Here is a 16,246-nt window from a genome sequence, read left to right as displayed (position 1 = left end):
GCTGCACCAAGCGACCAAGGACATCATCACCCATGAGTATCGACAGAACCAGACGCCGGCTCCTGCACGCGGGGGCGGCGGGCGCCGCCGGTTTCTCGCTGCCGTTCGCGTTCGGCAACCGCGCGTTCGCCGCGGACGGCGGCGTGCTGACGGTCGCGATCCCGAGCAATCCGCAGACGCTCGATCCGCTGAACCAGCCGAATCACGACGTGATGGCGATCAACCAGTTGATCTTCGAGAACCTCGTCGGCATCGACGCGCGCGGCCAGCGCGTGCCGCAGCTCGCGCGCGCGTGGACGATCTCGCCGGACAAGCTGACCTACACGTTCGATCTGCAGCGCGACGTCACGTTTCAGAACGGCCAGCCGTTCACGTCGGCGGACGTGAAGTACAGCTTCGACTACGTGCTGAATCCGGCGAACAAGGCGTTTCGCCGGCCGTTCTGGACCGTGATCGACTCGGTGTCCGCGCCCGATCCGGCGACGGTCGTGATCCGTCTGAAGCGGCCGTACCGCCCGTTGCTCGACTACATGTCGAAGTACATGGGCATCTTCCCGGCCGGCAGCCGCGAGCAGCATCCGGCCGACTTCTTCCGCCAGGCGCCGGTCGGCGTCGGCACCGGGCCGGGCATCTTCGTGCAGTCGCGCGCGAACGACTTCGTCGAACTGCGGCGCAATCCGAACTACTGGCGCAAGGGGCTGCCGCACTGGGAGCGGGTCGTGTTCCGGATCATTCCGGAGGAGTCGTCGCGGCTCGCGTCGCTGATGGCGACGCAGACGCAGATCATCAGCGCGCCGCCCGCGCAATTGTTCCCGCAGATCCGCCATTCGCCGGGCATCGCCGGCGACAGCCGGCCGTCGCCGACCAGCCCGCTGATGATGTGCCTGAACACGCGCAAGGCGCCGTTCGACGACCCGGTGTTCCGCCGCGCCGTGTCGCTCGTGATGGATCGCGCGAAGATCAGCCGTGATCTCTGCTACGGCGCGGTGAAGGCGAGCAGCATGTCGTTCGCGCCGGATTCGCCGTGGTTCGACGCGGCCTCGGCCGCGCACGCCGATTTCAATCCGGATGCGGCGCGCGCCGCGCTGAAGGCGTCGAAATACGCGAACGGCGCGTCGTTCGATCTGCTGTACGTGCAGCCCGCGTATCTGATCGACACGTCGTCGACCGCGCTGTTCGTGCAGGCGCAGCTTGCGTCGCTCGGCGTGAAGGTGAACCTGCGGCCGCTCGACTTCGGCCAGATGATCTCGCAGGCGATGGTCGGCAACCATCAGGCGGTGCTGACCGGCTTCATCGCGCCGCCGGAGCCGACGTATCTGCTGAACGCGCTGTTCCGCCCGACCGAGAGCCTGTGGAAAGCGACCGGGTATTCGAACGACGCATTCCTCGGCCTGATCGACGACAGCTACGCAGCCGACGATCCGGCCGCGCTGAAGCCGATCCTCGCGAAGCTGCAACAGATCATCGCGCGCGACTGCCCTGCGATCTGGATCGGCGCGCTCGAAGTGCAGAACCTGTGGCGCAGCCAGGTGAAGAATTTCGAGGTGAGCACCGGCTTCTCGCTCGCGCTCGGCCAGGTCGCCGTTTCCGCCGGATGAGGTCGCGATGAAAGTGATTTCCCGCCTGTTGTCGTCCGCGCTGCTGCTCGTCGTCGTCAGCGCGCTGCTGTTCGCGATGTGCCGCGCGACGCCGGTGTCGCCCGCGCGGCTCACGCTCGGCAGCGACGCGACCGTCGACCAGATTGCCGCGTTCAACCATCAGTACGGGCTCGACCGGCCGGTCGCCGAGCAGTACGGGCACTGGCTCGCAAACGCGGTGGCGCTCGACTTCGGCACGTCGTACGTGTCGGGCGGCGCGATCGGGCCGCAGATCGGCGAGACGCTGCCCGCGACGGTCGAACTGGTGAGCCTGTCGTTCGTGTTCACGGTCGTCGTGTCGATCGTGCTCGGCACGGTCGCCGCGCTGAAGGAGAACAGCGCGGCCGATCATCTGCTGCGCGTGATCGCGATCGTCGGCCTGTCCGTGCCGTCGTTCTGGCTCGGGCTGCTGCTGATCCGCTATGTCGCACTGAAAACGGGATGGTTTCCGGTCGGCGGGCTGACGTCGTGGAGCGACGGCGGATTCGCGCATATGCAGTCGCTCGCGCTGCCCGTGCTCACGATGTCGGTGTACTACATCTCGGTGTTGAGCCGGCTCGTGCGCACGAGCATGGTCGACGCGCTGTCGCAGGACTACGTGAGAACCGCGCGCGCGCTCGGCCTGCCGCGTGCGCGCATCCGCATGTACGCGCTGAAGAACGCGCTGCCGCCGCTCGTCAGCACCGCCGCGATGAGCTACGGCTACATGTTCGGCTGGGCGCTGATCGTCGAGCAGATCTTCAACCTGCCGGGCCTGTCGCGCGCGCTGCTGGCCGCGATCTTCCAGCGCGACTATCCGACCGTGCAGGCGATCGTGCTGGTGATCACCACGATCTTCATCTTGTCGAACACCTGTGCGGATCTTCTGCACGGTTATCTGGACCCGAAGGCGAACCGAAAATGATGGCTGATTCCTCCATGCGCGCGCTGCCCGACAGACCGTCCGCGCTCGCGTCGATCGCGCGCGGCGCGGGCCGTCTCGTGCGCGCGCTGATGCGCGAGCCGACCGGCGCGATTGGCGTCGTGCTGATCGCCGCGCTCGTCGCGCTCGCGGTCTGCGCGCCGCTGCTGCCGCTGAAAGACCCGCTGCAACTGTACGTTGAGCATCGTCTCGAAGCGCCCGGCGCCGCGTTCTGGTTCGGCACCGACCAGGTGGGCCGCGACATCCTGAGCCGCACGATCTGGGGCGCGCGCGCTTCGCTGTCGATCGGCGTGTGTGCGGTCGCGATCGGCGTCGTGCTCGGCACCGGCATCGGGCTCGTCGCCGGCTACAAGTCCGGCTCATGGATCGACCAGGCGTTGATGAAGACGATGGAAGTGCTTGCGTCGATCCCGCTGCTGATCTGGGCGATCGCGCTCGTCGGCATCACCGGCACCGACACGCTGCACGTCGGCCCGTTCGCGCTGACCAACGAGACGAAGCTCGTGCTGCTGATCGGCGTGCTGTACGCGCCCGGTCTCGCGCGGCTCACGTACAGTCTCGCGAAAACCGAGGTGCAGGCCGAATACGTGGCCGCGCGGCATCTGCAGGGCGCGGGCGCGGCGCGCATTCTGCTGTCGGACGTGCTGCCGAACATCGTGTCGCCGGTGCTGGTGCAGGCGACGCTGCTGCTCGGCGTGACGATCATCGTCGAGGCGTCGCTGAGCTTCATCGGCCTCGGCGTGCAGCCGCCGACGCCGAGCTGGGGCGCGATGCTGTCCGACTCGCGCGCGCTGATCTTCACCGACGACTGGTGGGTGTCGATTTTCCCCGGCGCGGCGGTGTTCGTCAGCGTGCTTGCGTTCAACCTGGTCGGCGACGCGATGCGCACGGTGCTGGACCCGCGCCGCCGCCAGCGCGCCGCGGAAACGACGGGAGGTGCCGCATGAGCGATCTGCTGCTTTCGGTCGAAGACCTGCGGGTCGCGTATGGCGAGGGGCGGGCGGCCACCGAGGTGCTGCACGGCCTCGACTTCCAGGTGTCGGCGGGCGAGGCGGTCGGCCTCGTCGGCGAATCCGGCTCGGGCAAGAGCGTCGCGTCGCTCGCGGTGCTCGGGCTGCTCGGCAGCGGCGGGCGCGTGAGCGGCGGCCGCATCCTGTTCGAAGGCGAGGACCTCGCGCATGCGAAGGAGTCGCGGCTGCGCGCGCTGCGCGGCAGCCGGCTGTCGATGATCTTCCAGGACCCGGCGACCGCGCTGAATCCGGCCTTCACGATCGGCACGCAGCTCGCGGACGTGATCCGCGCGCACCGCCCGCTGCGCGGCGAGGCGCTGCGCGACGAGATCGAGTCGGTGCTGGAGCGGGTCGGTTTTCGCGATCCGCGCCGCACGGCGAAGGCATATCCGCACGAACTGAGCGGCGGGATGAAGCAGCGTGCGATGATCGCGGCGGCGATCGTCTGCGAGCCGTCGCTGCTGATCGCGGACGAGCCGACCACCGCGCTCGACGTGACCGTGCAGGCGCAGATCGTCGAACTGCTGCGCACGCTGGTCGACGAACTGCGGATCGGGCTCGTGTTCATCACGCACAACCTCGACCTGATGGCTGAACTGTGCTCGCGCGCGGTCGTGCTGAAGCAGGGCAACGTGGTCGAGCACGGCGACGTCGAGTCGATTTTTCTGCGGCCGGCGCATCCGTACACGCGGCAGTTGATCGACAGCATTCCGCGCCTGCCCGCATCCGGGCCGGCGCATCACGAAACGGGACCGGGAGCGGGCCATGTCAACTAGCGGCGTCGCGCAGCACGCGCTGTTTCAACTATCGGGCGTCGGCAAGTCGTATGCGTCCGGGCGCTCCGCCGTCGAGCGGCTGTTCAGCCGGCAGCGTTTTCACGCGGTGTCCGGCGTGGACCTGCGCGTGACGAAGGGCGACTCGCTCGCGATCGTCGGCGAAAGCGGCAGCGGCAAGTCCACGCTCGCGCGGATGATGGTGCAATTGACCGAGCCGAGCGCCGGCGAGATCCGCTTCAAGGGCGTGCCGTTCGCGCGGATGTCGCGCGGCGAGCATGCCGCGTTTCGCCAGCAGGTGCAGATGGTGTTCCAGAGCACGACGAATTCGCTGAACCCGCGCAAGACGATCGCGACGACGCTGGCGGAAGCGATCGGCCGCGACGGCGTGCCGGTGGCCGAACTGCTGGAGATGGTGCGGCTGCCGCGCGTGGTGCTGTCGCGCCTGCCGCATCAACTGTCGGGCGGGCAGCGGCAGCGGGTCGGCATCGCGCGCGCGCTCGCGCGGCGGCCGGAACTGATCGTCGCGGACGAGCCGACGTCGGCGCTCGACGTGTCGATCCAGGCGGAGATCATCCGGCTGCTGCGCGATCTGCATCGCACGGCCGGCGTCACGCTCGTCGTGATCAGTCACGACCTCGCGCTGGTCGGCGAACTGTGCGAGCGCGTCGCGGTGATGCGCGACGGCCGCGTGGTCGAGTCCGGGCCGGCCGCGCGGGTGCTGTTCGAGCCGGCCGAACGCTACACGGCCGAACTGCTGGCGGCGATCCCGAAGGGAATCGCCCGACGGCGAGGGGATTGAGCCGATTGCGTCACGCGAGCGGGTCGATCCCCCGAAGCGGTGTGGGCTTCATGTCGCCTCTTTATGAATCGATTCACTAGCGAATATCAACCTTGTCGCCGCGCAGCGGGGTGCCTGCGACGCCTTGTTTGGAGATGCTGCAGTGAAAGTCAGATGGATTGCCATGGCGGTGCTGGCCGGGGTAGGCGGTGCGGCGCACGCGCAGAGTTCGGTCACGCTGTACGGGATCATCGATCAGGCGCTGACCTGGTCGTCTAACCAGGGAGGCAGCAGCGCGGTGCAACTGACCGGCAACGGCGAATACGGCAGCCGCTGGGGGCTCAAGGGCGCGGAGGATCTGGGCGGCGGCTACCGGGCGATATTCACGCTCGAAAACGGCTTCAATCCGGTGAACGGCGCGCTCGGGCAGAACAACCGGATGTTCGGCCGCCAGGCGTTCGTCGGGCTGTCGCATCCGCAGTACGGGACGCTGACGTTCGGGCGTCAGTACGATGCGATCGTCGGCACGCTGCAGACGATGACGTCGAACGGCGCATGGGGTGGCGTGATGTTCTCGCATCCGTACGACAACGACAACACCGACGACTTCCTGCGCGTGAACAACTCGGTGAAGTACACGTCGCCGAACATCGGCGGCTTCACCGGCACCGCGATGTACGCGTTCAGCAACGCGCCCGGCGACTTCGCGAACAACCGGATGTGGTCGCTCGGCGCGCTCTACACGCGCGGCCCGTTCGCGATCGCGGCCGCGTACTCGCTGTACGACCGGCCCGGCGTGAACACGACGTCGACCGTGAACACGAACGGCGCGATCACCTGCTGCGACGCGCCGATCACATCGAAGCGCGAGCAGATCGCGGGCGTCGGCGCGTCGTACGTGTTCGGCTCCGCGAAGTTCAGCCTGATGTACAGCAACGCGATCTACGACGACGTCGGCACGACGCTGACAAGCGGCGTCAACTACCGGTTCAACAACTACGAGGCGAACCTGCGTTATTCGATCTCGCCGACGCTGCTGGTCGGCGCTGCGTACACGTACACGAGCAACGACATCAGCGGCGGGCCGCAGGGGCCGACCCAGGTGCACTGGCATCAGGTGAACCTGCTGGTCGACGAGTTCATCTCGAAGCGCACGTCGGTCTATGCGGAACTGATCTGGATGCGCACCGGCGGCGGCGTGTTTCCGCGGCCGACCGGCGGCCCGATCCCGGCGACGCCGGACGGCTCGCCGGCCGCGCAGATCGAAACGATGCTGCCTTCGACGTCGCGCAACCAGACGGTGGCCAGCATCGGCATCGTGCATAAGTTCTAGCGAAGGACCGCCGCCGCGTTACAAAAAAGCCTTTGGTGAATCGATTCACTAAATGCTATCTTGCGATGGCATTGGCGGCGGAGAGGCCGGCTGACGGCTTCGAACACGGAAGGCAAGCAGCAGGCAGCAACTGGGCGCGGCGCCGGCGGGTTCGGCGCCGCATCGATACGGAGCAAGGTGGGCAATGGGTGCAATGGCGGAAAGACTTTACCGGGCCGGCGTGGATATCGGCGGGACGTTCACCGATATCGTGGTGATCGGCGACGACGGTGTGGTGCATACGAAGAAGGTGTCGTCGACACCGGACGATTACGGTCTCGCGATCGTGTCGGGTTTGGAGGCGCTGCTGTCGTCGCTCGGTGCGCATCCCCGGCAGGTCACCGAACTCGTGCACGCGACGACGGTCGCGACGAACACGGTGCTGGAGGGCAAGGGGGCGAAGACCGCGCTGGTGACGACGCGCGGCTTTCGCGACGTGGTCGAGATCGGCCGGCTGCGGGTGCCGATGCTGTACAACCTCGGCTACCGCAAGCCGGAGCCGCTCGCGAAGCGTCGCCATCGCTACGAGGTCGACGAGCGGCTGAACGCGGACGGTTCGGTCGAACGGTCGCTCGACGATGCGCAGGTGCTCGACGTCGCGCGCCGCATCGCGGCCGAACGCATCGACGCGGTGGCGATCAGCCTGATCCACGCGTATGCGAATCCGGCGCACGAAATTCGCATTCGCGACCTGCTGCGCGGCGTGCTCGGCGACGACGTGTACCTGACCTGCTCGCACGAGATCCTGCCGGAAATCCGCGAGTACGAACGCACCAGCACGACGGTGGTGAACGCGTATCTCGGGCCGGTCGTCGTCCGGTATCTGCATTCGCTGATCGACAAGCTGCGCGCGATCGGGATGACCGGTCCGGTGCAGATCATGCATTCGAACGGCGGCGTGATGAGCGCGGCAGCGGTGATGCAGAAGCCCGCCGCGATCATCGAGTCGGGGCCGGCGGCCGGCGTGATCGCGGGCGCCTCGGTCGCGGCGGCGTCCGGCTACGCGGACTGCATCACGGTGGACATGGGCGGCACGACCGCGAAGGCGGCGATCATCGAACGCGGCGAGCCGGCGCGCACGACCGAATACGAAGTCGGCGCGGGCATCAACGTCAGCAGCAAGCTCGTGAAGGGCGGCGGCCATGCGGTGAAGCTGCCGTTCATCGACGTGTCCGAGATCGGCGCGGGCGGCGGCAGCATGGTGCGCATCGACGCGGGTGGTCTCGTGAAGGTCGGCCCGGATTCGGCCGGCTCGGTGCCGGGGCCGGTCGCGTACGACGCGGGCGGCACGACGCCGACGCTGACCGACGCGGTGCTCACGCTCGGTTACCTGAACCCGGAATATCTCGCCGGCGGCGAATTGCGGATCAACCGGCAGAAGGCGCTCGACGCGATGCGCGCACAGGTCGCGGAGCCGACCGGCACCGACCTGCACGAGGCGGCGTACGGCGTGTTCTCGATCGCCGCGTCGACGATGACGCGTGCGGTGAAGGCCGTGTCCACCTATCGCGGCCGCGATCCGCGCGAGTTCGCGCTGTTCGCGTTCGGCGGCAACGGCCCGATCATCGTGCACGCGATCGCCGAACTGCTCGACATGCGCACGGTGATCGTGCCGCCGAGCCCCGGCGTGTTCAGCGCGCTCGGGCTGCTGTTCTCGACCACCCAGCACGAATTCATGCAGACGATGTTCTGCCGTCTCGACGCTGCGGCGGCCGGCCTGCTCGGCGATGCGCTCGAAGACCTCGTTGCGCGCGCGAAGGCCGACATGGCGGCCGAAGGCAACGCGCGCAGCGACATCGAGGTGGCGTGCGCGCTCGACCTGCGTTACGCGGGGCAGGCGTACGAACTGACCGTGCCGCTTGCCTGGCGTTCCGGCGACGCGGTGGACGCGGCCGGCATCGCGCGCGCGTTCCATGCGGAGCACGCGCGCACCTATGGCCATGCGTCGGAAGAGGATGCGATCGAACTGGTGAACCTGCGCGCGGTCGGCAGCCTCGCCTCCGAAAAGGCGCGCGCATACGACGCCCGCCGCGCGGGCGGCAGCCGCGGCGCTGCCGGCGCGCGCGCGTCGCGCCGCGCGTATTTCGGCAAGACGCACGGTTTCGTCGATACGCCGGTCGTGTCGCGCGCGGACCTGCGCGAACGCGAGCGGCCGGGGCCGCTGATCGTCGAGGAATACGACTCGACCTGCGTGGTGCCGCCGGGCGCGACCGCGCGCGTCGACGGGCACGAAAACATTGTGATTACGCTTACGGAGCAACCCGCATGAATGCCGACCAGACCTCGCCCGCGACGACCGACGCGATCACGCTGGAGATCGTGAAAAACGCGCTCGGCTCGATCGCCGACGAAATGGCGCTCGTCGTGCTGCGTTCCGCGTATTCGCCGATCGTGCGCGACTCGATGGACTTCTCGACCGCGGTGTTCGACCGCGAAGGCCGGGTGATCGCGCAGGGCCTCACGCTGCCGATCCACCTCGGCGCGTTTCCGGCCGCGATGCGCAACGTGGTGAACCGCTATCGCGACGCGGGCAAGCCGGGCGACGTGTACATCATGAACGACCCGTATACGTCGGGCGGCATGCACCTGCCGGACGTCTACCTGATCCAGCCGGTGTTCTTCGGCGACCGCATCGAGGGTTATGTCGCGACGATCGTGCATCACACCGACGTCGGCGGAATGGCGCCGGGCAGCATGGCGATCGGCGCGACCGAGATTTTCCAGGAGGGCCTGCGCATTCCGCTGATGAAGCTCGTCGACGGCGGCGAGCAGAACGACACGCTGCTCGCGCTGCTCGAAACGAACTCGCGGATGCCGGACCAGCTGCGCGGCGACCTGCGCGCGCAGATCGCATCGTGCCGCGCGGGCTCGCGCGGACTCACGCAACTGTTCGAGAAATACGGCGCGGACGGTTTCGCGCGGCTCGTCGATGCGCTGCACGACTACGCGGACCGTCTCACGCGCCAGGCGATCCGCGCGATGCCGGACGGCGAGTATCGCTACGAGGACTTCATCGACGGGCTCGGCGACGAGCCGAAGCCGATCGCGTTCCGCGTGAAGGTGACGATCGCAGGCGACGAAGTGTCGATCGACTGGGCCGGCACCGACGGGCAGGTGGCCGGCGCGATCAACGGGCCGTTCGCGACCACGCAGTCGGTCGCGTATGCGGCGGTGCGCTGCGCGATCGGCGTCGACGTGCCGAACTGCGAAGGCTTTTCGCGCGCGGTGAGTGTGTTCGCGGTGCGCGGATCGATCGTGAATCCGGTCGAGCCGGCTGCGTGCGCGGCGCGCGGGATCATGGCGTACCGGATGTTCGACGTGCTGCAGGGGGCGTTCGCGCAAATCGTGCCCGACGCGATTCCGGCGCTCGGCGAAGGCGGCCCCTCGGTCGTCTCGATTTCCGGCCGCGCGCGCGACGGCGGGAACTGGCTGATCACCGACGGCATTCTCGGCAGTTGGGGCGGCGGCGGTCGCAACGACGGCAGCGAAGGCATTGCGAATCCGCTCGGCAATCTGTCGAACCAGCCGGTCGAACTGATCGAGGCACGGCTGCCGCTGAAGGTCTCCGAATACAGTTTCGTCACCGATTCGGGCGGCGCGGGCAAGCATCGCGGTGGCCTCGCGATGCGGCGGACCTATCAGTTGCTGGCGGACCATGCGTCGCTCGGGCTGCGTTCCGATCGCCGCGCGCATCGTCCGACCGGATCGCATGGCGGGCTCGACGGCTCGCCGTCGCTGAACGTGCTCACGCGCGACGGCGCATCGACGCTGCTGCCGAGCATGCCGAGTTCAGTCACCGCGTTGACGCGCGGCGATGCGGTGTGCCACATCGCGGCGGGCGGCGCGGGTTACGGCCATCCGTGGGAGCGCGACGCGCAGGCCGTGCTGGACGACGTGCTCGACGAGCGGATCTCGGCGCGGATGGCGGCGGACGTGTACGGCGTCGTGATCGACCGCCGGCGGGTGAGCGTCGATCCGGCGGCGACCGACGCGGCGCGCGTGCAGTTGCGCTCGCTGTCGAACCAGCAGTTGCGCGAGCGGCAGGACCGCGAGTTCGCGCGCTCGAATGGTATCGCCGCGGCCGTTGTCGACAGTCTTTGAGGAGCGTTCGCATCATGTACGAAAACGATCCGCAAGCGCGTGAATTGAGACTGTTGCGGCCCGCGTGGGCGGAAATCGATCGCGGCGCGATCGGCGCGAACCTCGCGGTGGCGCGTTCGCTGGTGCGCGACGGTGTGAAGGTGTACTTCGTCTGCAAGGGCAATGGCTTCGGCTTCGGCGCGGCGACTGTCGCACGGCTCGCGGCCGCCGCGGGCGTCGACGGATTTTGCGTCGGCAGTCCCGAAGAGGGAGTGGCGATTCGCGCGGCGGGCATCGACCGGGAAGTGCTGCTGTTCGCGTCGACGTTGCCAGAGGATGCCGCGCGCGTCGCGTCGCTTGGATTGACGGTGACGATCCAGAGCATGGAAAGCCTGCATGCCTTCGTGTCGGCCGGCGTCGCGGTGGACGCGTTCGTCGAGATCGATCCGGGATTCGGGCGTTTCGGCTTCCTGCCGTCGCAATGGGCGGATGCGTTCTGCGCGCTCGCCGCGCAGTCGGTCGTGCGGTTGAAGGGCATCTATACGCACCTCAGTTCGCCCGGCGACGAGACGATCACCGCCCGTCAGGCCGGCGTATTCGATGCCGCGCTCGCCGATGCGAGCGCGGCAGGGTTCGACAACGTGACGACGATGCTTGCCAGTTCGCGCGTAATGATCGCGCATCCAGACCTGAACTATCGCGCGGTCGATCCGGGGCGGCTGCTGTACGGGGCGCTCGATCGCGAATGGATGGAGCAGGTATCTCTGCGGCCGATGCTGCGAGCGGTACGTGCCAGGATCATTCATGTACAGCAGCATCCGGCCGGATCGATGCTCGGCATCGGTTATTCGGCGCCGATTCGTCTCGAGCGGGCGATGCGTGTGGGTGTCATCCCGATCGGCTTTGGCGACGGACTTAATCATGTGCCGCCGCTCGGCCGCGTGTTGGTAAGCGGTGTGCAGGCACAGGTGATGGGTCGTCGTTCGTTGCAGCATACGGTGATCGATTTGACGGATCTGCCGGCCGTGGGTGTTGGGAGTGTCGTCACGCTAGTCGGCGAAGATGGAAGGGAGCGGATCACGATTGATGAACTGGCCGACGTGTTGAAGTTACCGGTAATGGAATTGCTGCCGCGACTTGTGCGAAGTTTGCCTCATGTTTCATTGCCCTAGAAACATACGGTAGCCTCGCAGGCAGCGGCCCGCGGGCCGCTGCCTGAACCGCCCGGCGAACTGCCGGACCAACTGGTCAAGCGGTCGATGACGCCTGCCGAGGTTCAGGATCTGATGATCGCGTTCGACAGGGCGCTCATCGAGCGCGCAATGGATGCCGAGATGAATCCGCACATGGGCCACTCGCCGGGCGCGTCGGAGCCACCCGGGCAGGCCAACGAACGCAACGGCGCCAGCGGCAAGACCGTGATCACCGATCGGGGGGGCGGTACGCGTCGAAGTGCCCCGCGACCGCGACGGCAGCTTCGAACCGATCTTGATTCCCAAACACGAGCGTCGCTTCACCGGCTTCGACGAGCGCATCATCGCGATGTACGCGCGCGGCATGAGCGTGCGCGAGATCCGGGCCTTTCCGGCCGAGAAGTCCCAACATCCATTCATCGTTCGGCGCCAGCATGTCGGTCCACCAGTTCGGCTCCGTCGCGCGGTATCTTCCGAGTTGCAGTGCTTCCCTCAGGAGCGAGGGATACAGGGTGACCCATTCATCGAGCAACCGGTCGAAGTTGGTGAAAGCCATTCCGTCCTCGCGCTCGATGAGGTCCTTACGCTGCAGTTGCGTTTGCACGGTGGTGTGCGCGGTGCCGGTGCTCACGCCGGCGAACACTGCGATCGTGCGTCTGCTTTCGTGGAGTAGCGCTGGCCTGACGAGCAGCGCGAGGATGACCTGAAGCGATCGCTTGGACCAGAGGCTGGGTCGACGTAGTACCCTGACGCGCGGTCGACCGGAAATCAGGACCAGAGTGTTGCCGTCTTTCACGAATGCGTTGCCAGCCTCGTCGATCGCGTTCACGCCAAGGCTACGGCAGGCGTTGATCAGGGCAGGTGAAAGATACGACGTCACGAGAAGGAGGTGCCGGGCGTCGTGGAGGCCGCCGGTGGCGGCCTGGTGGTCAGATCAGACTGGTCCGGCGTCCCTTCCTCGGAACCAGGCGCGTCATTGCCTGTACGGCTTGCCTTATGTCGTCGAACGGGCTTCCATCGTCGTAATAGTGAAAACGTCACAGAATTCAGTCGAATTTGACAGACACGGTGCTTCGTTCAGGAAAGAATAACGACCGGGACGGCACTTCGGTTGGTCAGACCCGACTACATTCGCAACCGCGAGCCGGCGAAGAGAAAGCGCGTGGCCGGTTGCTCATCTAAGAATCGACGAACGAAACCCCAGAACAGGGGACCGACTGCGCGGCCCGTGATCGCCGCGCAAATGTGATGCCTCGTTGCAGCGGCGACGACGAAGCATCGCACTTACCTTGGACTCACACCTATGATCCGCATCGGCTCGCTGGACGTCGATCTCGACCGTCGACAGTTGCTGCGCAATGGCGCGCCGCTACGCGTGGGCGGCCGCGCGTTCGACGTGCTCGCCGTGCTGATCGAAGCGCGCGGCGAGCTCGTATCGAAGAACGATCTGCTGAGACAGGTCTGGCCGCATACGGTGGTCGAAGAAAACAATCTCCATGTTCATCTGTGCCGCCTGAGAAGCCTGTTGGGAGACAGCCGGGGCCTTCTTCAGATGATATCCGGACGCGGCTACCGACTCTCCCGCGCGATGACGCAAGAGAGCCCGGACGCAGCGTCGCACGATGCTTTGTTTTCCACGGAAGCGGACATCGGGCAGTTCGCGCCGAATAATCTTCCCGTGAGTGCAACCGAGATAATCGGACGCGATGACGCAATCACCGAGATCATCGACTCGCTCGGCACCGGCAGGCACGTCACCCTTTTGGGCGCGGGCGGCATAGGCAAGACGAGACTCGCCATCGAAGTCGGTCATCGCGCGCTCGAGTTGTTCCCGGACGGCGTGTATCTGATTTCGCTCGCGTCCGCCACGGACCATGAAAGCATGCTGGATGCAGCGTCGAGCGCATTGGGCATCAACCCGGTGGAAGGGCCGCTTTCGCTTGCGCGCATTGGCAAGGAAGTGGGCGGGCCGCGGATACTTTTCGTGCTCGATAACTGCGAGCAGATTGTCGGGCCGGCCGCTGAACTGGCGGCATCGCTCATCGGGATCGGCGATCAGACGCGCGTGCTGGCGACCAGCCGGGAACTGCTCAAGGTCGTCCATGAAAGTGTGTATCGCGTGGAACCGTTGCACGTGCCCGCGCAGCCCGGTCCTGAACATGACACCGCGCAATGCAGCGCCGTACAGTTGTTTTGCTCGCGCGCCCGCGCCATCGACCCGCTTTTTCCATCCGACGAACGCAGTGTCGAGCTGATTCACACGATCTGCCGACGTCTCGATGGTATCCCGCTCGCAATCGAACTCGCCGCCGCGCGCGCGACGATCCTCGGTTTGGAAACCCTGGCATCGCTTCTCGATGACCGCTTTCGCGTACTGACCGGAGGAAACCGTTCCGCGTTGCCGCGGCATCAGACACTGAGGGCGACGTTCGACTGGGGCTATGCACTGCTCGATCCGACCGAGCGCGCAACGCTCCGGCGTTTGAGTATCTTCTCCGCCGGCTTCACGATGCCCGCCGCTATCGCAGTCGTGGCCGACGGCTCGTTGGACGAATACGGCATCATCGCGGCCGTCTCGGGTCTCGTGGAGAAGTCTCTGATCGTGGGATCGAGCGGCGTGAATGGGACCCTGTATCGGCTGCTCGAAACGACCCGCGCCTATGGACTCGAAAAGCTCGATCACAACGGCGAGCGACGCACTGCGCGTCTGAGCCATGCACGATATTTCGCGACGCTGTTGGGCGATGCATCGGACGCGGCGTTGTCACGGAATTCATGGGCGTGGCAGCGCAATATGCGCGAATTGCTCGAAGACGTGCGCGCGGCGCTTGCGTGGGCGTTCTCTCCGCAAGGCGATAAATCCATTGGCGAGGCACTGTCGGTCCGCTTCGTGCGGCTACTGTTCGAACTATCGTCGGTCGACGAATGCTGCTCCTGGGCGCGCCGTTCGCTCGATGCAATCCAGAACGCGCCCGATGGCATCGCCACACGGAGTTCGAAGCGCGTGTGCATGGAGTTGAAGGCGGCGCTTGCGGCGGCGCTTGTCTATGTGCAAGGTCCGATCAACAAGACGAGTGCCTTGTGGTCCGAGGTACTGTCACTGGCGATCGCGTTCGGCGATACTAACTTCGAAGCGCGTGCGCTATGGGGCATGTGGAACGCTGCCACGAGTGCCGGCGACGCGTCTGACGCTTTGTCGTTTGCCAGGCGCTTCAGGGCGCTGGAGCAGCGCGCGTGCGATGCCGATGCAAGCGACGCATGCAACGTTAATAGCGACCGGCTGCTGGGGCACCGCATCGTGGGCATCGCGTCACACTATGCGGGCGACCAGCACGAAGCCTATACCGCGCTGCGGCGCTTTTTATTGCGTGCGCGGGAGTTGCTGTTCTGGATGCCCTTGGGCCGCTCCATCGATCAGCACGTCGTCAGCAGCGCGACATTCGCGCGCGTCTTGTGGATGAGAGGAGAGCGAGACAGAGCACTGCAAATTGCCGAACAATGCGTAATCGACGCGCTCGCGCAGGAGCAAGCCATCGTCATTTGTTACGTATTGATCGAGGCCGCGATTCCTGTTGCGCTGCTGTCGGGCGAGCTGGAGCGTGCGGCTGAAGCCGTCGGCACGTTGCATGAAATCTCGACGCGCATGGGGCTCAACATCCCGCAGGCGTGCAGCCACGCGTTTTCCGGATATCTCGCCTCTCTCGATGACGCGAACGCTTTGCAGTTGCGTGAATTCGCCGAGTCGATCACGAAACTGGATGCCCTCGGCTTCCGCGCGCCAAACGCGATGCTGATCGCTCAATACGCGAGCGCGCTGGGGCGAGCCGGCAGGCGCGACGAAGCGGCGACCATAGTCGCTCGCGCTTTAGAGCGTTGCGAGGAAACCGGGGACATGTGGTTCGCGAGCGAACTCTATCGTCTTCGCGGAGAGTTATCGATCAGTGAGCCGGTCGAACTCAATGGATCGAAGACCAACGGAGCCTCGACCGAGGCAGAACGGTGCTTCATCAAGGCGCTGGACACGGCGGTGAGTCAGGGCGCGTCTTCGCTGCAACTGCGAGCGGCTCTCAGTCTTGCGCTGTTCCGCTATACAAAGGGCGATTATGTACGGGCTCAGAGCGTGCTGGAAGCGGCATGCGCCTTCTTTCCGGGAGGGCGGGAATGGCACGACTATCGAGAGGCCGCGCACTTGCTGCAAGCCGTGCGGAAGGCGATGCACGTTGGCAATGCGGTATCGTCTATCCACGCATACGGCATGGACACGCATTCGTTCTCGGCACTTTGCGCGGCAAACGGCAGAGGGCCGCTCGGCGACGATCAAGTCATGGGTAGTGACTGGTGTCTCGTGCAGCATAGTCGCGGTCACGACAACTGAGATGACTTTCGATTCTTTGCCATGAATTTGGAACTCGCTTTGCTTCGTTGTGAGGCGAAGCATATGCGCACGCCTATAAGGTGCAGAGCAAAAAAATTGGAGC

Annotated in this window: 10 protein-coding genes and 2 pseudogenes; 11 read left to right on the top strand and 1 reads right to left on the bottom strand. The window is 66.1% G+C overall.

All coding sequences use genetic code 11. The annotated features are described in order from the left end of the window. Positions 1-32 precede the first annotated feature (32 nt). From U5805_RS09145 to U5805_RS09100, 10 genes and pseudogenes are all read left to right on the top strand, one after another. Positions 33-1,598: an ABC transporter substrate-binding protein gene (locus U5805_RS09145; RefSeq protein ID WP_322103153.1), complete on the top strand. Its 1,566-nt coding sequence runs from the start codon at positions 33-35 to the stop codon at positions 1,596-1,598. 7 nt (positions 1,599-1,605) lie between these two features. Then, positions 1,606-2,541 carry an ABC transporter permease gene (locus U5805_RS09140; RefSeq protein ID WP_322103152.1) on the top strand — a complete coding sequence of 312 codons (936 nt, stop codon included), beginning with the start codon at positions 1,606-1,608 and terminating at the stop codon, positions 2,539-2,541. After that, the gene (locus U5805_RS09135) at positions 2,538-3,506 is read left to right on the top strand and encodes an ABC transporter permease (RefSeq protein ID WP_322103151.1); all 969 of its coding nucleotides are present in this window, start codon (positions 2,538-2,540) and stop codon (positions 3,504-3,506) included. The genes U5805_RS09140 and U5805_RS09135 overlap by 4 nt, the downstream gene beginning before the upstream one ends. Then, on the top strand, positions 3,503-4,345 hold the full coding sequence (locus tag U5805_RS09130) for an ABC transporter ATP-binding protein (protein WP_322103150.1): 843 nt from the start codon (positions 3,503-3,505) through the stop codon (positions 4,343-4,345). Before U5805_RS09135 ends, U5805_RS09130 begins: the two co-directional genes overlap by 4 nt. A 115-nt stretch (positions 4,346-4,460) precedes the next feature. Continuing rightward, complete coding sequence (locus U5805_RS09125; protein ID WP_322103149.1) at positions 4,461-5,144, top strand: ABC transporter ATP-binding protein; 684 nt, start codon at positions 4,461-4,463, stop codon at positions 5,142-5,144. A 142-nt stretch (positions 5,145-5,286) separates the two neighbouring features. Then, the gene (locus U5805_RS09120) at positions 5,287-6,456 is read left to right on the top strand and encodes a porin (RefSeq protein WP_322103148.1); all 1,170 of its coding nucleotides are present in this window, start codon (positions 5,287-5,289) and stop codon (positions 6,454-6,456) included. 193 nt (positions 6,457-6,649) lie between these two features. Next, the gene (locus tag U5805_RS09115) at positions 6,650-8,764 is read left to right on the top strand and encodes a hydantoinase/oxoprolinase family protein (protein WP_322103147.1); all 2,115 of its coding nucleotides are present in this window, start codon (positions 6,650-6,652) and stop codon (positions 8,762-8,764) included. Beyond that, entirely contained in the window at positions 8,761-10,596 is a 1,836-nt protein-coding gene (locus U5805_RS09110) for a hydantoinase B/oxoprolinase family protein (protein WP_322103146.1), read from the top strand. The genes U5805_RS09115 and U5805_RS09110 overlap by 4 nt, the downstream gene beginning before the upstream one ends. A gap of 14 nt (positions 10,597-10,610) precedes the next feature. Further along, the gene (gene alr, locus U5805_RS09105; RefSeq protein WP_322103145.1) at positions 10,611-11,747 is read left to right on the top strand and encodes an alanine racemase; all 1,137 of its coding nucleotides are present in this window, start codon (positions 10,611-10,613) and stop codon (positions 11,745-11,747) included. Positions 11,748-11,786: 39 nt separating this feature from the next. Then, positions 11,787-12,168: pseudogene (locus U5805_RS09100) on the top strand (transposase); the annotation flags it as partial. A gap of 48 nt (positions 12,169-12,216) precedes the next feature. Here the strand turns inward: U5805_RS09100 and U5805_RS09095 are convergent. Then, positions 12,217-12,324 (bottom strand): annotated as a pseudogene (locus U5805_RS09095) (type IV toxin-antitoxin system AbiEi family antitoxin); the annotation flags it as partial. Between the two features lie 747 nt (positions 12,325-13,071). On the opposite strand from U5805_RS09095, the gene U5805_RS09090 reads away from it, so the two are divergent. Beyond that, positions 13,072-16,143 (top strand): ATP-binding protein, encoded by a 3,072-nt coding sequence (locus U5805_RS09090; protein ID WP_322103144.1) that lies wholly within the window; start codon positions 13,072-13,074, stop codon positions 16,141-16,143. The last annotated feature ends 103 nt before the right edge of the window (positions 16,144-16,246 follow it).

It is taken from the genome of Paraburkholderia sp. J41 (genome assembly GCF_905220235.1).
Classification (GTDB): Bacteria; Pseudomonadota; Gammaproteobacteria; order Burkholderiales; family Burkholderiaceae; genus Paraburkholderia.
This window is presented reverse-complemented; position numbering and strand designations above follow the sequence as displayed.